At 62.7% G+C, this 19514-nt stretch carries 21 protein-coding genes; 5 read left to right on the top strand and 16 right to left on the bottom strand.

Annotated features, from left to right (window positions below):
• Position 1: 1 nt before the first annotated feature.
• From AC070A_RS14680 to chvI, 9 genes are all read right to left on the bottom strand, one after another.
• Positions 2 to 733 (bottom strand): nucleotidyltransferase family protein, encoded by a 732-nt coding sequence (locus AC070A_RS14680; protein WP_112995069.1) that lies wholly within the window; start codon positions 731 to 733, stop codon positions 2 to 4.
• A 10-nt stretch (positions 734 to 743) separates the two neighbouring features.
• Positions 744 to 2255, bottom strand: coding sequence for a tRNA (adenosine(37)-N6)-threonylcarbamoyltransferase complex ATPase subunit type 1 TsaE (gene tsaE / locus AC070A_RS14675; protein ID WP_112995102.1), 1512 nt, complete (start codon positions 2253 to 2255; stop codon positions 744 to 746).
• Complete coding sequence (locus AC070A_RS14670; RefSeq protein WP_057252053.1) at positions 2255 to 4735, bottom strand: PAS domain-containing sensor histidine kinase; 2481 nt, start codon at positions 4733 to 4735, stop codon at positions 2255 to 2257. The genes tsaE and AC070A_RS14670 overlap by 1 nt, the downstream gene beginning before the upstream one ends.
• A gap of 305 nt (positions 4736 to 5040) precedes the next feature.
• Positions 5041 to 6441: an adenosylhomocysteinase gene (gene ahcY, locus AC070A_RS14665; RefSeq protein WP_057252127.1), complete on the bottom strand. Its 1401-nt coding sequence runs from the start codon at positions 6439 to 6441 to the stop codon at positions 5041 to 5043.
• Between the two features lie 165 nt (positions 6442 to 6606).
• Positions 6607 to 6897, bottom strand: a complete 291-nt coding sequence (locus tag AC070A_RS14660) for an HPr family phosphocarrier protein (protein ID WP_057252054.1) — start codon at positions 6895 to 6897, stop codon at positions 6607 to 6609.
• The gene (locus tag AC070A_RS14655) at positions 6897 to 7298 is read right to left on the bottom strand and encodes a PTS sugar transporter subunit IIA (RefSeq protein WP_057252055.1); all 402 of its coding nucleotides are present in this window, start codon (positions 7296 to 7298) and stop codon (positions 6897 to 6899) included. Before AC070A_RS14655 ends, AC070A_RS14660 begins: the two co-directional genes overlap by 1 nt.
• Positions 7299 to 7454: 156 nt before the next feature.
• A complete protein-coding gene (locus AC070A_RS14650) occupies positions 7455 to 7910 on the bottom strand; it encodes an HPr kinase/phosphorylase (RefSeq protein ID WP_065376341.1) in 456 nt (151 codons plus the stop codon).
• Positions 7907 to 9637 (bottom strand): sensor histidine kinase, encoded by a 1731-nt coding sequence (locus AC070A_RS14645; protein WP_218374198.1) that lies wholly within the window; start codon positions 9635 to 9637, stop codon positions 7907 to 7909. Before AC070A_RS14645 ends, AC070A_RS14650 begins: the two co-directional genes overlap by 4 nt.
• Before the next feature lie 266 nt (positions 9638 to 9903).
• Positions 9904 to 10629: a two-component system response regulator ChvI gene (chvI, locus tag AC070A_RS14640; RefSeq protein WP_093233501.1), complete on the bottom strand. Its 726-nt coding sequence runs from the start codon at positions 10627 to 10629 to the stop codon at positions 9904 to 9906.
• A gap of 324 nt (positions 10630 to 10953) precedes the next feature.
• On the opposite strand from chvI, the gene AC070A_RS14635 reads away from it, so the two are divergent.
• From AC070A_RS14635 to AC070A_RS14615, 5 genes are all read left to right on the top strand, one after another.
• Entirely contained in the window at positions 10954 to 12564 is a 1611-nt protein-coding gene (locus tag AC070A_RS14635) for a phosphoenolpyruvate carboxykinase (protein WP_057252128.1), read from the top strand.
• Positions 12565 to 12679: 115 nt separating this feature from the next.
• Positions 12680 to 13114: an alternative ribosome rescue aminoacyl-tRNA hydrolase ArfB gene (arfB, locus tag AC070A_RS14630; RefSeq protein ID WP_057252059.1), complete on the top strand. Its 435-nt coding sequence runs from the start codon at positions 12680 to 12682 to the stop codon at positions 13112 to 13114.
• Positions 13115 to 13192: 78 nt separating this feature from the next.
• Positions 13193 to 13666, top strand: a complete 474-nt coding sequence (lysM, locus tag AC070A_RS14625) for a peptidoglycan-binding protein LysM (protein WP_043616146.1) — start codon at positions 13193 to 13195, stop codon at positions 13664 to 13666.
• 2 nt (positions 13667 to 13668) lie between these two features.
• Positions 13669 to 14106: a hypothetical protein gene (locus AC070A_RS14620; RefSeq protein ID WP_057252060.1), complete on the top strand. Its 438-nt coding sequence runs from the start codon at positions 13669 to 13671 to the stop codon at positions 14104 to 14106.
• A gap of 9 nt (positions 14107 to 14115) precedes the next feature.
• Complete coding sequence (locus AC070A_RS14615) at positions 14116 to 14727, top strand: alpha-ketoglutarate-dependent dioxygenase AlkB (protein WP_057252061.1); 612 nt, start codon at positions 14116 to 14118, stop codon at positions 14725 to 14727.
• A gap of 16 nt (positions 14728 to 14743) precedes the next feature.
• Here the strand turns inward: AC070A_RS14615 and coaA are convergent, their stop codons facing one another.
• The 7 genes from coaA to hisB are packed head-to-tail and all read right to left on the bottom strand — an operon-like array spanning position 14744 to position 19370.
• On the bottom strand, positions 14744 to 15736 hold the full coding sequence (gene coaA, locus AC070A_RS14610) for a type I pantothenate kinase (RefSeq protein WP_057252062.1): 993 nt from the start codon (positions 15734 to 15736) through the stop codon (positions 14744 to 14746).
• Positions 15733 to 16056, bottom strand: a complete 324-nt coding sequence (locus AC070A_RS14605; protein WP_057252063.1) for a phosphoribosyl-ATP diphosphatase — start codon at positions 16054 to 16056, stop codon at positions 15733 to 15735. The genes coaA and AC070A_RS14605 overlap by 4 nt, the downstream gene beginning before the upstream one ends.
• 15 nt (positions 16057 to 16071) lie before the next feature.
• Positions 16072 to 16848, bottom strand: coding sequence for an imidazole glycerol phosphate synthase subunit HisF (gene hisF / locus AC070A_RS14600; protein WP_057252064.1), 777 nt, complete (start codon positions 16846 to 16848; stop codon positions 16072 to 16074).
• Between the two features lie 2 nt (positions 16849 to 16850).
• Positions 16851 to 17588, bottom strand: a complete 738-nt coding sequence (gene hisA, locus AC070A_RS14595; protein ID WP_057252065.1) for a 1-(5-phosphoribosyl)-5-[(5-phosphoribosylamino)methylideneamino]imidazole-4-carboxamide isomerase — start codon at positions 17586 to 17588, stop codon at positions 16851 to 16853.
• A 29-nt stretch (positions 17589 to 17617) separates the two neighbouring features.
• Positions 17618 to 18268 carry an imidazole glycerol phosphate synthase subunit HisH gene (gene hisH, locus AC070A_RS14590; RefSeq protein WP_057252066.1) on the bottom strand — a complete coding sequence of 217 codons (651 nt, stop codon included), beginning with the start codon at positions 18266 to 18268 and terminating at the stop codon, positions 17618 to 17620.
• The gene (locus AC070A_RS14585; RefSeq protein WP_057252067.1) at positions 18268 to 18738 is read right to left on the bottom strand and encodes a DUF2628 domain-containing protein; all 471 of its coding nucleotides are present in this window, start codon (positions 18736 to 18738) and stop codon (positions 18268 to 18270) included. Before AC070A_RS14585 ends, hisH begins: the two co-directional genes overlap by 1 nt.
• Before the next feature lie 23 nt (positions 18739 to 18761).
• On the bottom strand, positions 18762 to 19370 hold the full coding sequence (gene hisB, locus AC070A_RS14580; RefSeq protein ID WP_057252068.1) for an imidazoleglycerol-phosphate dehydratase HisB: 609 nt from the start codon (positions 19368 to 19370) through the stop codon (positions 18762 to 18764).
• Positions 19371 to 19514 lie beyond the last annotated feature (144 nt).

Below are 19514 nucleotides of genomic sequence, written 5' to 3'. Positions count from 1 at the left end.
CTCATCCTCCTGGCTGGTGGCGGCGGATCGCCGCTTCCGCTTCGCCGATCGCGTCGGGCGTGCCGACCGTCATCCAGTGACCATCGAGCAGGAGGCCGTGGAGGCGCCCTTTTTGGGCAGCGCGATCGAAGTAGATGTTGAGGTTGAAGGCATCATCAGGCGCGTCGGCAAAGAGCCGGGAGTGAAGCGCGATCGCGCCGGCATAGACCACCGGGTTTGGCAGACCTTCGGTGTATCGCGTCAGCTTGCCGTCGGCACCGAGCGAAAAGTCCTTCTTGCCGTTGTGACCGGTCGTGTCCTCATCGCGCACGCACAGGAGCAGCATGTCCATGCGGTCCGCATCGAAGGCTGCGGCGAGGCGCGTCAGGTTGCTGGGAACGCCGACCGGTTCCCCGACCCAGAAGAGGTCGGCATTCATCACCAGTACGGGGCCTTCCGGCAGCAGTTTCAGGCCCTTGGCCAGGCCGCCGCCGGAATTCATCAGCGCATTGCGCTCGTCGGAAATCAGGATCTCCGGGCTTCTTCTCTGGCTGAGATGTCCTTCCATCTGGTCGGCGAAATGATGCACGTTGACCGCGGCCTTGGTGACGCCGGCCTCTGCCAGAAGATCCAGTACGTAGTCGATCATCGGCTTGCCCGCGATCTCTACGAGCGGCTTCGGCATGGTGTTGGTGATCGGGCGGAGCCGGGTGCCGAGGCCCGCGGCGAGCACCATCGCATTGCTGATCGACATTGCTTCTCCGTCAGTTCGCTGATTCGGAATCTAGGATTCCGGTCTTCATACACCAGTCGTGCAAGGGTTTCAGCGATTCATGTGTGAGCGCCGCCTGAAGATAGGCGAAAGTGCGGGGCATATGTTTCATGTAGCCGGGTTTGCCGTCCCGCTGCATCAGCCGCACCCAGATGCCGACGAGCTTGCAGTTGCGCTGCGCCGACATCAAATGCCAGTCGCGCAAGAAAGTCGCCTCGTCGAAGTTGCCGCTTGCCTGCCGTTCGGCGAGATAGGTTTCCATCATCCGGTTGGCGAGCGGAGGCGCGACGGTCACGCGCGCGTCCTGCACCAGCGATGCCACGTCATAGGCCGTCGGGCCGATCATCGCGTCCTGGAAATCGATGAGGCCAATCCGGTCCAATCCCTGGCGCTCTCCGCGCCAGATGATGTTCGGCGAGTGAAAATCTCGCAAGAGCAGGTTCGTCTCGGAGGTCTGGAGAAGATCAATCAGCCCGTCCCAGATCTCTCCGTATTCACGTTTTTCGTCATCGCTTGCCGGCGCACCGCGCTTCCACGGCAGGTACCAGTCGGTCAAAAGCCGCGTCTCGATCTTCATCGCCGTCCGGTCGAAATCCGGAATGCGGTGGATGACCGCTCTGTCGAGGTTGATCTCCCTGTCGGTCTGCTTGGCATGGAGGCGGGCGAGCAGTCGTACGCTTTCGATGTAGCGCTCGTCGATCGGCTGGCCGGCCGCGTCGAGAACGCCATCCGACCCAAGGTCCTCGATCAGCAGGATGCCCTGGTCGAGATCGCGGGCGTAGATCGTCGGCGCTGCAAAGCCGCGTGCAATGAGCAGCTGGTCGATCGCGACGAAGGGAACGACGTCTTCGGCGATATGCGCGAGCTGCTGGTAGTATTTTCCGTCCTGGAGGACGGGGTCGGGCTTGTGTCGTGGCGAATCCATCAGAATCCGGCTAACGGAGCCGTCTGCCGGGTAAATGCGCTCATAGGCCCGGATCGAGGCGTCGCCGCTGAGGTGCCGGCGCCGTGCGTTTGGGTGATCGTTCTGATCGAGGAAGTCGCGGATCGCCAGCGTGCGGGCGATGCGCTGCAGCTTTTCGTCCGGACCGGAAATTTCGACGCGGCGACCATCGCCTTCATGGGTGATGCTCAGCGTGATGCGGCTGGTGGGTAGGGCGTCGTCAGCCCGTTCCGGCCATTCGACGAGACAGACGCCTAGCGATAGCGCCTCGTCGAAGCCGAGTTCGTCCAGTTCGCTGGAATCAGCCAGCCGATAGAGATCGAAATGCGCGACCGGAATGCGCAGTTCATAGGATTGGACCAGCGTAAAGGTCGGGCTGGGGACCTCCAGCCCGTCGTCATCGGCAAGCGCCCGAAGGAAGGCGCGCGCCAAGGTCGACTTGCCGGCTCCGAGATCACCCGAGAGCGCGACGCAGTCGCCGGGCTTCAGGGCCAGCGCCAGATCTTCGCCGAGCTCGATCGTTGCCGCCTCGTCCGTCAGGAAGCGCTCGATCGCCGGCATCATTCGGCCGCGACGATCGCCGGCACTTCGGCCGAGGGAATGCGGCAGGTCACTTCCGTGCCTTCGCCTTCCTTGCTGCGGATGGAGACGGTGCCGTGGTGCAGGCTGACGAAGCTCTCGACGATCGAAAGGCCGAGGCCTGCGCCGCCGCGCTGGCCGTAGCTTTCGAAGCGGTTGAACACGGTATCGAGCACGTCCTGCGGTATGCCGGGGCCGCTGTCTGAGACAGAGAAGATGAAGTCGCTGCCCTCGCGGCGGCACTTCAGGTCGATGGCGCTGCCGTCGGGCGCAAAGTTTGCGGCATTGGTGAGCAGCTTGACGAAGATCTGCTTCAGCCGCTGCTGGTCGGCGACCATGCGGCCGAGATTGTCAGGGGCGGCGATCCTGAGGGTCACGCCGCTCTCGAGCAGCCGGTCGGCCATCTGGTGGGCAATATCATCGAGGAAGTCGGTGAGACTGATCTCGGACATGTCGAGCTGGACGATGCCGGCATCGACGGTCGCGAGATCCAGGATGTCGTTGACGATCGTCAGCAGCAGCGACGAGGAGGTGGCGATGTGGTCGACATACTCCGCCTGCCGCTCGTTGAGATCGCCGAAAGCCGGCGTCTTCAACAGGTCGGCGAAGCCGATGATGTTGGTGAGCGGCGAACGCAGTTCATAGGAAACGTGGTGCACGAAGTCGTTCTTCAGCGCATCCGCCTTGCGCAGCGCCTCGTTCTTTTCGGTGAGCGCGCGCTCGACCCGGACGCTGTCGGTGATGTTGACGAAGGTCAGCATCGTCTGCGCGTTCGGCAGCGGGATGACGGCGTAGTCGAGGATCAGTCCGGTTCGAAGCTCAAGGATGCCGCGGCTGGAGGGCCGTTCGTCGTCGAAGCTGGTGATGATGTGGGTGAAACGTTTCCACCCGTCAGGCTGGTCGTAGGAGATGAGGCAGGCCTGCTCGATCGCCCGGATATGGGTGCCGGGCTTGGCCTCCGCCTCGCTGATGCCCCAGATCGCCCGGAACGCCGGGTTCGAGAGACGAATGCGGCCGTCGGGCCCGAACACAGCTACGCCTTCCGCGAGATGGTCGATCGTCTCGCCTTGAACCTGAACGAGCGTATTGTAGCGCGTTTCGAGATCGACCTTCTCGGTCAGGTTCTCGAACACCCAGGTGACCCCGCCCTGTGGGCGGGCGGTCGCGAAGACGCGCAGCGTCTGGCCGTTCGGCAGGTGCCAGAGGTCGCTCTGCGTGTCGAGCGCCTGATAGACGGAAAGTGCGGTGGCCTTCCACTGTTTCCAGTTGAGCTGCTCCGGCAGCTGGCCGCCGGCGCGCAGCCGGTCAAGCACTTCGCCGTTGTCGGGCTTGCGCTCGAGGAAGCCGATGTCGAGGTTCCACAGACGCTGGAAGGCCTGGTTGTAGAACTGCAGGCGCTGATTGCCGTCGAAGATCGCGACGGGGGTCGCCAGATGATCGAGCGTTTCGGCATGGCTCTTGAGCGTCCGGTTGAGTTCCTCGCGCACGGCCTCGATGCCGGATACGTCGACGGCGACGCCGGCCGAGCCGGCAGGGCTGCGGGCATCGACGACTTCGAAGAAGGTGCGGTTACCCCTGACGACGGTCGAAACCTTGTCGCGGAACGGTGTGTCGAAGGTGGAAACCGCGCGGATCTTTTCGCGCGCGACGGTTGCGAGCAGCTCGCGCCCTTCGGCAACCGCGACCGCGACATCAGGAGCCTCGACGGCGTCGGCATAGGCCTCGTTGACCCAGGTGAGGGCGCCATCCGTGCCGCGTTGCCACACCGGCAGATCGATGGCGTCGAGAAGGGTGCGGAAGGACACGAGCGCAGTATTGAGCCGATCGTGCTCAAGCTTCAGCTCAGCGAGTTCTGCGCGCATATTGTTGAGAGCGATGAAGCGTACGAAAGCGCGCCCGCCCGAGACCCGTCCCTGGGCCTCCAGGACTTCGTTGCGCTGCGTTTCGAGCACCAGGTCGAAGCTGCGCGCCTGGGTGCGCAGCGCGTCGATCGCATTTTCCAGTTCCCCGGCGGATTGCGCCTTGATCCAGCGGCCGAAGGCCAGGAACTCGCGGTCGTCTGCCGGCGCGCCGGTTTCGGGCGGCAGCTGGCCGAGCAGCTCAGCCCGCTCGAGCAGCCCGTCCCAGACGACGATCCGGCGGTTCTTGTCGGCCACCAGCGCCTGATAGCGCGAGAGGCGCTGGTTGGCGTCCGACAGATCGGAGCGCAATTCGCGGTTCTCGGCTTCGATATTGCCGCGCTGGCGGATCAGCCAGATCGCCGAAATCATCGCTGCGGAAACGACGCCGATGAGCACGGAGAAGGTGACGACCTCCGACGAGCCGAAGATATTTGCCTTCTGCGGCGCGACCTGGGCGAGCGCATCTGTTGCTGCAAAGAGAGTGGTACCGGCCAGAAGGTGGCGCAGGAACTTCGGGCCCTTGCGGCGGGTGCCCGGAATAGCTGTTTGGTCTCTGTTCATGGCGCTGCCATCCCCGTCTGTCCGAAGGGTGCTGCCGGCCTTGTTGCGCCTTGCACAGTTCCATCGAGGCCCTGGTCAAGGGCCTGCGTCAGTTCCGATTGCATCCCCGGTCTGTCTCCGTCTGTTTGCCGCTTATCGACAAGACATCCCATCCGCGATGTCCAAGGTCCGCACCGACATCACGAATCAATGGGTTAGAGCATACTTCCTAGTCGAATCGTCGGGAAGGGAGAGGCCCAAAAAAGCGGCCGCGCTCTCTTGTCAAGAACGCGGCCACAAGATGTTGTGGATTGCCCGGGTAAGGATTAGTACCGGTAGTGCTCAGCCTTGAACGGGCCCTGCGTCTTCACGCCGATGTAGTCGGCCTGCTCTTCGGAAAGTTCGGAGAGCTTAGCGCCGAGCTTCTTCAGGTGCAGGCGAGCGACCTTCTCGTCGAGCGCCTTCGGCAGGACGTAGACTTCGTTCTTGTACTTCTCTCCCTTGGTGAAGAGCTCGATCTGCGCCAGGACCTGGTTGGAGAACGAAGCCGACATCACGAAGGACGGGTGGCCGGTGGCGTTGCCGAGGTTCAGCAGGCGGCCTTCCGAGAGCAGGATCATGCGGTTGCCCTTCGGGAACTCGATCATGTCGACCTGCGGCTTGATGTTTGTCCACTTCAGGTTACGCAGTGCGGAGACCTGAATTTCGTTGTCGAAGTGGCCGATGTTGCCGACGATCGCCATGTCCTTCATCTCGCGCATGTGGTCCATGCGGATGACGTCCTTGTTGCCGGTCGTCGTGATGAAGATGTCGGCCGACGAGACGACGTCTTCGAGTTGAACGACTTCGAAACCGTCCATCGCCGCCTGGAGCGCGCAGATCGGGTCGATTTCGGTGACCTTGACGCGGGCGCCGGCGCCGGAAAGCGAAGCTGCCGAGCCCTTGCCGACGTCGCCGTAACCGCAGACGACGGCGACCTTGCCGGCCATCATCACGTCGGTGCCGCGGCGGATGCCGTCAACGAGCGATTCCTTGCAGCCGTACTTGTTGTCGAACTTCGACTTGGTGACCGAATCGTTGACGTTGATCGCCGGGAAGGGCAGCAGGCCCTTGGCCTGAAGCTGGTACAGGCGGTTGACGCCGGTGGTGGTTTCTTCGGTCACGCCCTTGATGGCGTCGCGCTGCTTGGTGAACCAGCCCGGCGAAGCCTGGAGGCGCTTCTTGATCTGTGCGACGAGGATCTCTTCTTCTTCGGAGCCCGGGTTGGAGAGTACGTCTTCACCGGCTTCGGCGCGGGCGCCGAGCAGGATGTACATGGTGGCGTCGCCACCATCGTCGAGGATCATGTTCGAGACGCCGCCATCGGCCCACTGGAAGATCTTGTCCGTGTAGGTCCAGTATTCTTCGAGCGTTTCGCCCTTGACGGCGAAGACCGGAACGCCGCTTGCGGCGATGGCAGCGGCAGCGTGATCCTGGGTCGAGAAGATGTTGCACGAGGCCCAGCGCACGTCGGCGCCGAGGGCAACCAGCGTCTCGATCAGAACGGCGGTCTGGATGGTCATGTGCAGCGAGCCGGTGATGCGCGCGCCCTTCAGCGGCTTTGCAGCGCCGAACTCTTCGCGGCAGGCCATCAGGCCCGGCATTTCCGTTTCGGCGATCGCAATTTCCTTGCGCCCGAAATCGGCGAGACCGATGTCGGCGACGATATAGTCCTGAGTGGTGGTCATGGAATTCTCCGGGCTGATCTCTTCAAGCCGCATGGCTTCAACCGAACTGCGGCGCGATTATGCCTCCCGCGCCTACCGACACGGTGAGAGTGCGACCGATCTATCAGGAATCAGGGGAGAGGGCAATATCGATATAAAGAAGTCTTTATATCTTTATATTGTCCGTCACATTTCTTCGCCGAACTTGTCGGCGACCAGCGCATCAAGCGCGTTCAATGCTTCTTCGGCCTGCGCGCCGCTCGCGGTCACGCACACGCTGCAGCCGGTGCTGGCAGCCAGCATCATCAGGCCCATAATGGACGTTCCGCCGACCGTCATGCCGTCCTTCGACACGGTAATCTCGGCTTCATAGGCCTCGACCGTCTGTACGAACTTCGCAGATGCCCGCGCGTGCAGGCCTCGCTTGTTGATGATCAGCAGTTCGCGCGTCAGCGACATGTCGGGGCGATGATCCATTACTTACCACTCAGGACGCGGCTGGCGACGTTGATGTATTTCCGTCCGGCTTCCGAGGCCTCGACCAACGCCTTGTCCATGTCGCTCTCGCCGCGCACGCCGGCAAGCTTGATCAGCATCGGCAGGTTGACGCCGGCTATCACTTCAACCGAGCCGCTGCGCATGACCGAGATGGCAAGGTTGGAGGGCGTTCCGCCGAACATGTCGGTCAGGATAATGACGCCGTGGCCCTCGTCGACCTTGGTGACCGCGTCGAGGATATCCTGCCGACGCTGGTCCATGTCGTCCTCGGGACCGATGCAGACGGTCTCTATAGCTTTTTGCGGACCGACGACATGCTCGAGTGCAAGTCGAAATTCCTCAGCCAGCTTGCCATGGGTGACAAGCACAAGTCCGATCATGGGTATCTTCGCTCCAACTGCACGCGCAATTCACTGATGGCCAGATATCGCAATGCAGCAATTTCGTCCACCTGTTGGGGCGGCCATCTTGGCAAGGAAAAGGGGAAGTGCAAGCCAAAAATGCTGAAAAACCAGCCTCGCTGACGGTAAATCGGGCTAGGATCCTATTTTTTCAGCGATGAGCGCATGCAAAATATTGAGAACATACGCCCCCTCTTCAACGGGAACGCGAACAATCGGGAGTACTCGCCCGAGTGGTAAGGGCAACGTCTCGTCTTCCAGCGGTAACCGCGGGTCGAAAGGCGCACTCACGGGCAGCATGGCCCAGTCCATCACCGCGGCAGGCACGGTTTCGATCTTGCCGATTCCGGCGCCGCGTATTTCAATCAGGCCGTGAATGGAGGGCGGACAGCGGGCGACGATCCTGTCATGTTCCAGGCTCAGATCCACCCGATCGTCGGCGACGAGTGCCGCAAAGTGCCCGGCCTGTCGTGCGGCCGTGATGCATGCAAGCGCCAGCCTGGATTTGCCGATGCCGGAAGGGCCCGTGATCAGGAAGCCGCGCGTCCCGAGCACGATGGCAGTGCCGTGGACATTGGCGCCCGTCGTCACGCGTGCGGCTCGGCGGGTAGCGACAGGATGAAGCGCGCGCCGCTGACGTGGCCGTCCTGCGCGACGATGTTTTCCGCCTTCAGCGTACCGCCGTGGGCTTCGGCGATCTGCCTGGAAATCGACAGGCCGAGGCCGGAGTTCTGGCCGAAATCCTCTCCTTCCGGCCGATCGGTGTAGAAGCGTTCGAAAATGCGGTCGATGTCTTCCGCCTGGATGCCGGGGCCGTTGTCCTCGACATAGACGAGGCAGCGCGATCGCGACCGTGTGAGGCGCACGACGATCCGCCCGCTGTCTTCGGGAACGAAGGACCGGGCGTTCTCGATCAGGTTGGTGATAATCTGGCCGATGCGCAGGTCGTGGCCGTTGACGGCGAAGCGGGCCCTGGGACTGTCCTTGCGGTCGATGACGAAATCGAGCAGCACCGTCTTCTTCTTGCTGCGGACCTGGCGCGAAATATCGACGAGGTCGCCCAGAAGTCTTTCGAGGTCGATGATCCTGGCATCGCTGCGGGCAAGTTCCGCGTCGAGGCGCGAGGCGTCCGAAATATCGCTGATCAGGCGATCGAGGCGGCGGACGTCATGCTGGATGACGTCCATCAAGCGCTTCTTCGATTCGTCGGTCCGCGCAAGCGGCAGGGTCTCGACGGCGCTGCGCAGCGAGGTGAGGGGGTTTTTCAGCTCGTGACTGACATCGGCCGCGAAATTCTCGATCGCCGCGATCCGATCGTAGAGCGCGGTCGTCATTTCCCGGAGCGCGACGGACAGGTTGCCGATCTCGTCCTGGCGAGAGGAGAAATCCGGGATCTCCTCGCGCTCCTTGGCACCGCCGCGCCGCACGCGGACTGCCGCCGCTGCGAGCCTTCGAAGCGGGTTGGCGATGGTCGAGGAGAGAAGCAGCGACAGGATGATGTTGACGAGGGCAGCCACGCCGAAGACGCGGATGATGGCGAGGCGCTCGGCCTGGACGATCTTGTCGATGTCGCCGGCTTGCGTCGAAAGCAAGAGAACGCCGAGCACGGCGCGGAACCGCTGGACGGGAACGGCCACTGAAACGATGAGCTCGCCCTTCTCGGTGACGCGTTCGACATAGCCGCGCACGCCGGTCAGCGCGTTGGTGACCTCAGGATAGATCGAGCCGTTGCCACCCGGCGGTTCCTTGTAGAGTGGCAGATTGCCGGGCTGCAGCAGCTTGTTCAGCCAGCTGTTGAGCTTTTCGCCGATGCCCGTCGATTCCGGCTCGATCGGCGGCAGGTCGAAGCGCAGCACCTGGCCGCCGCTATAGAGATGCCGGGAATCGAGCAGCAGGTCGGCATCGGCGTCGAAGAGGCGGGCGCGGGTGCGCGTCGGCGAGATCAGCCGCCTGAGAACCGGCGCAACGCGTTCCTGGATGATCGGGAAATCGAGATCCTCGTCGCTCGGCAGCGGCGTTATGCTCTGGCCGGCCTGCAGTTCGAGCAGTTTTTCGGGATCGATGGTGATCGAGTTGGTATCGACCGAGGCGGAAGCCGAGATGGCACCGGCGATGATTTCGCCCTGGGTCAGCAGGCTTTCGACACGGGCGTCGATCAGTCCCTCGCGGAACTGGTTGAGATACATGATGCCGCCGACGAGGACGACGAGTGCCACCAAGTTGAAGAAGACGATGCGGCGGGTGAGGCTCGAGAAGACGGCATTGCCGAACAGGCGGCGAATCAGCGTGAAAGGATGTGCCCAGCGGCGCTGGCCCATATGTGCCTGCGCACGTCCGTCACTGTCTTCGATGTCGCCCTGCAAGACTTCTACCAAATGTCCCGCTCCCGCGCGGACTTCCGTCACGTTCTCTCGATTGCAACGCTGACACGGCCCGAGTGCCGGGCGCGACGCCGTCGTTCACTTTGTGTGGTTCCGGCCCAGAGGTCCGATGGCGCGGCGGGGTTTCAAAGGCAGCCTTGGCCGTGCTCCCGTCGCGCCGTTTCTGAATGCGCCACAATCGGCGCGATGGCAAGTCCCGCGGCTCAGGCTGTCTCGCGGAAACGATAGCCGACACCGTAGAGGGTCTCGATCATGTCGAAGTCGTTGTCGACCATCTTGAACTTCTTGCGCAGCCGCTTGATGTGGCTGTCGATGGTGCGGTCGTCGACATAGACCTGCTCGTCATAGGCGGCGTCCATCAGCGCGTCGCGGCTCTTCACCACGCCCGGGCGCTGGGCAAGCGAATGGAGGATGAGGAATTCGGTCACCGTCAGCGTTACCGGCTCGCTCTTCCAGGTGCAGGTGTGGCGCTCCTGGTCCATCACCAGTTGCCCGCGCTCGAGCGAGCGCGAGGGCGCGTCGGAAGCCTTGGCGGGATTCGTCGGGTTGGCGGCAGCCGCTTCGCGGTTTGCGGCGCGACGCAGGATCGCCTTGACGCGTTCGACCAGCAGGCGCTGCGAGAAGGGCTTGGTGATGAAGTCGTCGGCACCCATCTTCAGACCGAAGAGTTCGTCGATCTCTTCATCCTTGGAGGTGAGGAAGATCACTGGCAGGTCGGACTTCTGTCTCAGGCGGCGCAGCAATTCCATGCCGTCCATGCGCGGCATCTTGATGTCGAAGATCGCAAGCTGCGGCGGCCGGGCGAGCAGGCCCTCAAGTGCGGAAGCACCGTCGGTATAGGTCTCGACCTTGTAGCCCTCCGCCTCCAGGGCGATGGATACGGACGTCAGAATATTCCGGTCATCATCGACAAGCGCGATGGTCTGCATCGTGTTCAACTCCGTCTTTTGAGGTGCCGGTCTCGTCCCCGAAAACTCCGGCATTCGCGAGTCACGGGTGCGTTAGTGAGTATAAAGGTGGAACAAATTGTGGCGAAGCCCAAAAAGCACCTGTCGTGACGATAGGATAGGTCCTGTCAGATCGGTGTCCGGCAGGCCGAATTCAACCGATTAAAAAAACTATAATTTTCTTTAAATCGATTAATATACTGAAATCATTATTCTTTTTTTGACGCCGCCTTGTTTTTGAGCGAGCATGCAAGTATGGTCCGGCGAAATTCAACGCCAATGGCCAAACACGAAGGAAGCTTGACCATGGAGCAACTCGGCACTCGCAATCTCGCGAACGGCTTGGAAAAACTCGGCTTTACCGACCTGGAAACGGTCCGGTACAACCTCGAAGCCGCGGAGCTTTATGAGGAAGCTCTTCGCCGCGGCGAGGCTGAACTGACGGCACACGGCGCCCTCGTCGCCCGTACCGGTCAGCACACCGGTCGTTCGCCGAAGGACAAGTTCGTGGTTCGCGATGCGAACACGGACGACCAGATCTGGTGGGACAACAACAAGCCGATGTCTCCGGAGCATTTCGCCCTGCTGCGAAAGGACATGCTCGATCACGCCAAGGGCATGTCGCTTTATGTGCAGGATCTCGTTGGCGGCGCCGATGCCGACAACGCCCTTCCGACCCGCGTTGTCACCGAATATGCCTGGCACTCGCTGTTCATCCGCAATCTCCTGATTCGTCCGGCACACGAAGCGCTTGCCTCCTTCCTGCCGAAGCTGACGATCATCGATCTCCCAAGCTTCAAGGCTGACCCGGAGCGCTACGGCTGCCGCACGGAGACCGTCATTGCCTGCGACTTCACCAACGGACTGATCCTGATCGGCGGCACGTCCTATGCCGGCGAAATGAAGAAGTCGGTCTTCACCGTTCTCAACTACCTGCTGCCCAAGAAGGGCGTGATGCCGATGCATTGCTCGGCCAATGTCGGCCCGGCAGGCGACACGGCGATCTTCTTCGGTCTCTCCGGCACCGGCAAGACGACGCTTTCGGCCGACCCGACCCGCACGCTGATCGGCGACGACGAGCACGGCTGGGGCGAGCACGGCGTCTTCAACTTCGAAGGCGGCTGCTACGCCAAGGCGATCCGTCTGTCGGAAGCTGCCGAGCCGGAAATCTACGCGACGACCCGCCGCTTCGGCACGGTCATGGAAAACGTCGTGCTCGATGAGCGCCGCGTTCCGGATTTCGACGACGGTTCGCTGACGGAAAACACCCGCTGCGCCTATCCGCTCGACTTCATCCCGAATGCCAGCGCCACCGGCACCGCGCCGCAGCCGCGCACGATCATCATGCTGACGGCCGATGCCTTTGGCGTGATGCCGCCGATTGCCAAGCTGACGCCGGAACAGGCGATGTACCACTTCCTCTCCGGCTACACCGCCAAGGTTGCCGGCACGGAAAAGGGCGTCACCGAGCCGGAAGCCACATTCTCGACTTGCTTCGGCGCGCCGTTCATGCCGCGGCATCCGTCGGAATACGGCAATCTCCTGAAGGACCTGATCGCCAAGAACGGCGTCACCTGCTGGCTGGTCAACACCGGCTGGACCGGCGGCGCCTACGGCACCGGCAGCCGCATGCCGATCAAGGTGACCCGCGCTCTGCTCGCCGCAGCACTCGACGGCTCGCTGAACGCCGCTGAACTGCGCACCGACGCCAACTTCGGCTTCGCCGTTCCGGTCTCGGTCCCCGGCGTCGACGACGGCATCCTCGATCCGCGCTCGACCTGGGCCGATGGTGCGGCCTATGACGCGCAGGCGCGCCGCCTCGTCGATATGTTCATCGCCAACTTCGCCAAGTTCGAAGAACATGTTGATGGCAGCGTTCGCGATGCGGCTCCCGGCACCAAGCTTGCCGCCGAATAAATATCGTCAGCTATGATTCACGTGAAACCCGGCCTCCCACGGCCGGGTTTTTCGTTTTCGTGGCGAATGTTTTCAAGAGGTTCGCTCTGTGCCATAGATCGGGGCGAGGTGAACCATGGCTAGCGATCCGCTCTACATAAACGACAACATAATGATTGCCGGCTGGGAGCTGACGGAGCAATTCGTGCTGGCCGGCGGGCCGGGTGGGCAAAACGTCAACAAGGTGTCGACCGCCGTTCAGCTGTTCTTCAACGTGCTGGCCTCTCCGGCGCTTTCCGATCGCATCAAGGCCAACGCCCTGAAGATTGCTGGGCGTCGTGCCTCGAAAGAGGGCGTGCTGATGATCGAGGCCAGCCGGTTTCGCAGCCAGGAGCGCAACCGCGAAGATGCGCGCGAGCGACTGAAGGAACTGATTCTCAAGGCCGCGGAGCCGCCACCACCGCCACGCAAGAAGACGAAACCGACCCGCGGCTCCGTCGAGCGCCGTCTCAAGGAGAAGTCCGGGCGCGGCGAGATCAAGAAGCTTCGGGGGCGGCCGGCCGGCGACTGATTTCTTTTTTGCCGCTCCTTGCCTTTGGCAGGCGGCGCCCTCTCTTACCGAGCAGTGTTTTCGCAAAAGGAGATATTCATGGGTCTTTTCAGCTTTATCAAGAACGCCGGCAAGAAGCTTGGCATCGGCGGCGACGATGACGCCCCGGATGCCGAAAGCGTTCAGAAGGAACTTGCATCCCACGATCTCGGCACAAAGGACGTGCAGGTCGAAGTGGCCGGTGACAAGGTCGTGCTGAAGGGTGTCGTGAAGGACCAGAGCGTCTTCGAAAAGGCCGTGGTCGCCGTCGGCAACACGCTCGGCGTCTCGGCGGTTGAAGCCTCGGAGCTCAAGGTTGCCGATGCTGGTGCTGCACCGGCACCCGCCAAGGCGCCGGTCTTCTATACGGTCAAAAAGGGCGACAACCTCTGGAAGATCGCCGAGGCACAGTACGGCAAGGGCAAGGGTGCCAAGCACACCGTCATTTTCGAAGCCAACAAGCCGATGCTGACGCATCCGGACAAGATCTACCCCGGCCAGGTTCTGCGCATTCCGGATCTGGACGCCGCTTGAGCGTGTCGTTCACGCGTCCTCTTGCAATCGCGACGCTGGCGAGCCTTTGGCTTGCCGGCGCTTGTCTGGCGCAACCGTTCCGTGAACCGGCCAAGGGCAGTACTGAGCGTGCCGCCATCCTCGACGCGATCCGTCCGGCGGTGGAGGCCGAAATGCGCGGTCCGGTCGAGTTCGTCGCCACGACGATACGTGCAGCACCCAACTGGGCCTTCCTGCAGGTCGAGCCGCAACGTCCCGGTGGCGGCACTATCGACCTTGCGCAAACCGGGTTGCGTGACGAGGCTGACATGATGGATGGTCTGACGGTGTTTGCACTGGTCAGCTTCCAGAATAGCCGCTGGAACCTCGTCGATCACGTGGTCGGGCCGACGGATGTCGCCTATGCCGGCTGGCCGCTTCGCTACGGCGTGCCGGCAGCACTTCTCGGCCTGGAGCAATAGGGGCTTCCAATGCAGGTGCTCCCGAAAGGGATCAGACATATCCCGGGCTATCTCGATCGCACCCGGCAGGAACAACTCGTTGAAGCGATTCGTCGTGTCGTTGCCGAAGCACCGCTCTTCGTGCCGGAAATGCCGAAGACCGGAAAACCCATGTCGGTTCGCATGACCAATTGCGGCTTGCTCGGCTGGGTCACGGATCGCGATCGCGGCTATCGTTACCAGGCTCAGCATCCGGTGACCGGCCGGCGCTGGCCGCCGATGCCGGACATAGTGCTCGAGATCTGGCAGGCGGTTTCCGCCAGCCAAAAGATGCCGGAAGCCTGTCTTGTGAACTTCTATTCCGAGGAGGCCCGCATGGGTCTGCACCAGGATCGCGACGAGCGTGATCTGGAAACGGCCGTCGTCTCGATCTCGCTCGGCGACAGCTGCCTTTTCCGCGTCGGCAGCAATCAGCGCGGGGGACAGACCATGTCCTTCCGGCTCGAAAGCGGCGATGTCGTCGTGCTCGGTGGAGAAGGGCGGCTCGCGTTCCATGGCGTCGACCGGATCTATCCGAACACGTCGACGCTGCTGAAGAACGGTGGTCGGGTCAACCTGACGCTGCGTCGCGTCAATCCATGACGGGCTTATCGAGCGCTCAGAGTTTTCTGAGCGCCACCTTTTCCGTCAGGTGGTTCGGGCCCTTTTGCAGGATCAGGTCGGCGCGCGGGCGCGTCGGCAGGATGTTCTGGTGCAGGTTCTTCAGGTTGATGTTGTGCCACAGGCCCTCGGCGATTGCGCGCGCCGCATCCTCGCTGATCGTGGCATAACGATGGAAGTAGGATTCCGGGTTCTTGAAGGCGGTTTCGCGCAACCGCATGAAGCGGTTGACGTACCAGCTATGGATCAGGCTCTCCTCGGCATCGATATAGATCGAGAAGTCGAAGAAATCCGAGACCATCGGCACGATCTTGCCGTCGGCCGGCAGGTTGCGCGACTGCAGCACGTTGATGCCCTCGAAGATCAGGATATCCGGGCGGTCGATGACGGTGAACTGGTCCGGCAGCACGTCATAGGTCAGGTGCGAGTAGCTCGGCGCCTTGACGTTCGGTTGGCCCGCCTTGATCGCAGACAGGAAGCGCAGGAGCGCGCCGACGTCGTAGCTTTCCGGAAAGCCCTTGCGATCCATCATGTTTTCGCGCTGGAGCACGGCGTTCGGGTAGAGAAAGCCGTCGGTCGTCACCAGATCGACCTTCGGGCTTGATGGCCAGCGCGACAGGAGTTGCGCAAGGATACGGGCCGTGGTCGATTTGCCGACGGCGACCGATCCGGCAATGCCGATGACGAAGGGCGTCTTCGTTTCGGACATGCTGAGGAAGCGCTTGCGCTGCTCGAAGAGCATCTGGGACGATTCCACATGGGTCGAGAGCAGGCGCGACAGCGACAGGTAGATCTGCCGGACTTCACGGAGATCGACGGGGTCGTTCAGCGAGCGCAGCCGCTGCACTTCGTCGGCCGTCAGCGTCAGCGGCGTATCGGCGCGAAAGCGCGACCATTCCTCGGCGGTGAAGAAATGATAGGGCGAATAGTCCCGCTGCTGCAGATTGTCCGGCAGGTCCGCCGCTTCGATGTCTTTGGCCGCTATCGTCATGGGGTCTGCCGATTTGCCTTTTCCTGCAGGCCAGATTGGTTGGTTCGCCGCGCGAGCTCGTTCAGCACATCCTGCAACGGAACGTCGGCGATCTTCAATACGACCATCAGATGATAGATGAGATCGGCGCTTTCGGCGACGAGATTCGCGCGGTCGTTGCTGACGGCCGCGATCACCGTCTCGACCGCCTCTTCCCCGAGTTTCTTGGCCGCCTTCGGCTGGCCGCTCGCGACCAGCTTTGCCGTCCAGGATTCGTCCGGCGCCGCCTTCGCGCGCGTCGCGACGATGGCTTCGAGATCGGAAAGTGTGAAGTCAGCCATGGAAGATCCTGAAGCTCAGTCGAGGCGCATGGCGATGCCATGCTCCGCCATATAGCGCTTGGTTTCGCCAATGCTATAGGTGCCGAAGTGGAAGATGGAGGCGGCGAGCACGGCGGTCGCATGACCGTCGCGGATGCCGGCTACCATGTGGTCGAGGTTTCCGACGCCACCCGATGCAATGACCGGGGCACGAACGGCATCGGCGACCGCGCGGGTGAGCGCAATGTCATAGCCGCTCTTCGTGCCGTCGCGGTCCATCGAGGTCAAAAGGATTTCGCCGGCGCCGAGATCGACGACGCGGCGGGCAAACTCGATCGCGTCGATGCCGGTCGGCTGGCGTCCGCCATGGGTGAAGATCTCCCAGCGATCCGTTTCGCCGTCCTTCGACACCTTCTTGGCATCGATGGCAACGACGATGCACTGGTTGCCGAACTTGTCGGCGGCTTCCGCAACGAATTCAGGGTTCTTCACGGCAGCGGTATTGATCGACACCTTGTCGGCGCCGGCAAGCAGCAGCTTGCGGATGTCGGAGACCTGGCGCACGCCACCGCCGACGGTCAGCGGCATGAAGCACTGTTCGGCGGTGCGGGCGATGACGTCGAAGATCGTCTCGCGATTGTCGGAGGACGCGGTGATGTCGAGGAAGCAGAGCTCGTCGGCGCCGGCGGCATCATAGGCGCGTGCCGCCTCAACCGGGTCGCCGGCGTCGATCAGGTCGACGAAGTTGACACCCTTGACGACACGGCCGTCCTTGACGTCGAGGCAGGGGATAACGCGGGCTTTGAGGGACATGGTCAGGCCTTTCTCGCGGCGCGGATCAGATCCAACGCTTCCTGCGGGTCGATGCGGCCGTCATAGAGCGCGCGGCCGGAGATGGCACCTTCGAGTTTGTGTGCGTCCGGCGCAACCATGCGGCGGATGTCGTCCATCGAGGCAAGACCGCCCGAGGCGATGACCGGAATGGAAACCGCATCCGCCAGCTCCAGCGTCGAGGTCCAGTTGATGCCGGTCAGGATGCCGTCGCGGTCGATGTCGGTATAGATGATCGCCGAAACGCCGGCGCCCTCGAACTTCTTGGCAAGCTCGATCACGCCGAGCTCGGAGGCCTCGGCCCAGCCCTCCACGGCGACCTTGCCGCCCTTGGCGTCGATGCCGACGGCGACCTTGCCGGGGAACTTGCGGCAGGCTTCTATGACGAGTGCCGGATCGCGCACAGCGACCGTGCCGAGGATGACGCGGGCAAGGCCGCGCGACAGCCAGTTTTCGATATGGTCAAGCGTGCGGATGCCGCCGCCGAGCTGCACCGGGTTACGGGTCGCCTTGAGGATGGCGTCGACGGCCGCGCCGTTGACCGTCTCGCCGGCAAAGGCGCCGTTGAGGTCGACCACGTGCAGCCATTCGAAGCCCTGTTCTTCAAAGGCGCGGGCCTGGGCCGCCGGGTCGGGGTTGTAAACCGTCGCCTGGTCCATGTCGCCGAGCTTCAGGCGTACGCATTGCCCGTCTTTCAGGTCGATGGCGGGAAATAGGATCATAGGTCTGTCCAATCGAGAGAGGCGAAAGCTCAGGGCTTCCAGCGCAGGAAATTCGAGATGAGGGCAAGGCCGAGGGCCTGGCTCTTTTCCGGGTGGAACTGCGAGCCGGCCTTGTTGCCGTTGGCGACGAAGGCGGTGACCGGACCGCCGTAATCCGCTTCGGCGACCACGTCGCCGGCGTTCTCGGCGGCCAGATGGTACGAATGCACGAAATAGGCGTGCAGGCCGCCTTCGCCAACCCGGATGCCGTCAAACAGCGGATGTTCGCGCTTGAGCGTGAGCGTGTTCCAGCCGATCTGCGGGATTTTCAGCGAGGTGTCGGCAGGCGCCATTTCGACGACATCGCCGGGGATCCAGCCGAAGCCGTGGGTGATGGTCTTTTCGAGCCCGCGCGACGACATCAGCTGCATGCCGACGCAGATGCCGAGGAACGGCCGGGCGGCCTGTTCCACCGCTTCGGTCAGCGCCTGCTCCATGCCGTCGACGGCGGCAAGGCCACGGCGGCAGTCGGCATAGGCACCGACACCCGGAAGCACGATGCGGTCGGCGCTCGCCACCCGCTCCGGCTTGTCGGTGAGGTCGATCTCGGCTGAAATGCCGGCTTCGCGAGCGGCCCGTTCGAAGGCCTTGGTGGCTGAGCGCAGGTTGCCCGAGCCGTAGTCGATGATGGCGACGCGCATCAGCGTTCTCCGTAGGAATCAAAAAGGCCGAGGCCGGGTCCGCCGTTTGAGGGCTTGCGCGCGGTCCAATCGGCCGGGGAAGGGGTGGCGGGCTTTGTCTCGCCCGGTGCCACGCTCGTGAAATAGATCTCTTCCGCCGTCTCCAGATTGGGTGCCGGCACGATGGAACGAAGCGTCCAGTCACGAGCCGTCAGGCTGCGTGCCACCAGAACTGGCCCTTCCAGCGCGACGAGCAGCCGCAGCGCGAGCTGCACCAGCACCGATGCAAGGAAACCGCCTGCGAGACTCGACAGGGAGATTAACGAAATCTGCAGAACAGCAACTGCGATTCCGATTGCCCATTGCCGCTTGAAGAGAAGCCAGAGCGCCGGGAAGAGAAAGGCGCCCCAGGAGAAGCCGTCGGCAACGAAGCGTGTTCGCTCGTCGTCGGCGCGCGCACCCGGCGGGGTGAGGATCAGGTAAGAAGCCATGGGTTCAGCCAGTGACTGGCCGCTTAGGCAAGGGTCCCCTTGGTCGAGGGAACGCGGCCGGCCTGGCGCGGGTCGATTTCGGTTGCGGTGCGGAGCACGCGGGCGACGGACTTGAAGCAGGTCTCGGCGATATGATGGTTGTTGGCGCCGTAGATGTTCTGGATATGCAGCGTGATCCCGGCATGCTGGGCGAGCGCCTGGAAGAACTCACGCACGAGTTCCGTGTCGAAGGTGCCGATCTTCGGCGCGCTGAAGGCAACGTTCCAGACGAGGAACGGCCGGCCGGAAACGTCCACTGCCGCGCGGGTCATCGTCTCGTCCATGGCAAGGTCGAGCGAGGCGTAACGGGCGATGCCGCGCCGGTCGCCGAGCGCCTTGGCGAGCGCCTGGCCGATGGCAATGCCGGTGTCCTCGACCGTATGGTGGTCGTCGACATGCAGGTCGCCGTCGGTCTTGATCTCCATGTCGATGAGCGAATGGCGGGCGAGCTGGTCCAGCATATGGTCGAAGAAGCCGACACCGGTCGAAATCTTCGAAACGCCGGTGCCGTCGATGTTGACCGATACGGACACCGCGGTCTCGTTGGTTTTACGCGAAACCTGTGCGGTGCGGCTGGACGTGGCTTCTGCCATCGGGCTCTCCTGTATGCGCCAGTGCGGGGGGAGGAAAGTCTGTGCGGTTTCCTCATCTCGCGCTCGCTTGCGATCTCGGCCGCTCCTTATCAGGCAAATGCTGAAATATCCAGAACTTGAGCGTTGATTCGAATCATCCGACAC

This window comes from Ensifer sp. GW101-20A05 (assembly GCF_059424735.1).
The sequence above is the reverse complement of the archived record's forward strand: the minus strand, read 5'-3'. Positions and strand labels throughout refer to the sequence as shown.

Excerpts from the sequence above, each read along its gene's own strand:
- lysM (WP_043616146.1), top strand. The coding sequence starts at position 13,193 with ATGGGTCTTTTCAGCTTTATCAAGAACGCCGGCAAGAAGCTTGGCATC.
- coaA (WP_057252062.1), bottom strand. The coding sequence starts at position 15,736 with ATGACGATAGCGGCCAAAGACATCGAAGCGGCGGACCTGCCGGACAAT.
- ahcY (WP_057252127.1), bottom strand. The coding sequence starts at position 6,441 with ATGACCACCACTCAGGACTATATCGTCGCCGACATCGGTCTCGCCGAT.
- AC070A_RS14680 (WP_112995069.1), bottom strand. The coding sequence starts at position 733 with ATGTCGATCAGCAATGCGATGGTGCTCGCCGCGGGCCTCGGCACCCGG.
- AC070A_RS14585 (WP_057252067.1), bottom strand. The coding sequence starts at position 18,738 with ATGGCTTCTTACCTGATCCTCACCCCGCCGGGTGCGCGCGCCGACGAC.
- hisB (WP_057252068.1), bottom strand. The coding sequence starts at position 19,370 with ATGGCAGAAGCCACGTCCAGCCGCACCGCACAGGTTTCGCGTAAAACC.
- hisA (WP_057252065.1), bottom strand. The coding sequence starts at position 17,588 with ATGATCCTATTTCCCGCCATCGACCTGAAAGACGGGCAATGCGTACGC.
- AC070A_RS14655 (WP_057252055.1), bottom strand. The coding sequence starts at position 7,298 with ATGATCGGACTTGTGCTTGTCACCCATGGCAAGCTGGCTGAGGAATTT.
- AC070A_RS14615 (WP_057252061.1), top strand. The coding sequence starts at position 14,116 with ATGCAGGTGCTCCCGAAAGGGATCAGACATATCCCGGGCTATCTCGAT.
- AC070A_RS14635 (WP_057252128.1), top strand. The coding sequence starts at position 10,954 with ATGGAGCAACTCGGCACTCGCAATCTCGCGAACGGCTTGGAAAAACTC.
- tsaE (WP_112995102.1), bottom strand. The coding sequence starts at position 2,255 with ATGCCGGCGATCGAGCGCTTCCTGACGGACGAGGCGGCAACGATCGAG.
- AC070A_RS14660 (WP_057252054.1), bottom strand. The coding sequence starts at position 6,897 with ATGGATCATCGCCCCGACATGTCGCTGACGCGCGAACTGCTGATCATC.
- arfB (WP_057252059.1), top strand. The coding sequence starts at position 12,680 with ATGGCTAGCGATCCGCTCTACATAAACGACAACATAATGATTGCCGGC.
- hisH (WP_057252066.1), bottom strand. The coding sequence starts at position 18,268 with ATGCGCGTCGCCATCATCGACTACGGCTCGGGCAACCTGCGCTCAGCC.
- AC070A_RS14670 (WP_057252053.1), bottom strand. The coding sequence starts at position 4,735 with ATGAACAGAGACCAAACAGCTATTCCGGGCACCCGCCGCAAGGGCCCG.
- hisF (WP_057252064.1), bottom strand. The coding sequence starts at position 16,848 with ATGTCCCTCAAAGCCCGCGTTATCCCCTGCCTCGACGTCAAGGACGGC.
- chvI (WP_093233501.1), bottom strand. The coding sequence starts at position 10,629 with ATGCAGACCATCGCGCTTGTCGATGATGACCGGAATATTCTGACGTCC.
- AC070A_RS14645 (WP_218374198.1), bottom strand. The coding sequence starts at position 9,637 with ATGGGCCAGCGCCGCTGGGCACATCCTTTCACGCTGATTCGCCGCCTG.
- AC070A_RS14605 (WP_057252063.1), bottom strand. The coding sequence starts at position 16,056 with ATGGCTGACTTCACACTTTCCGATCTCGAAGCCATCGTCGCGACGCGC.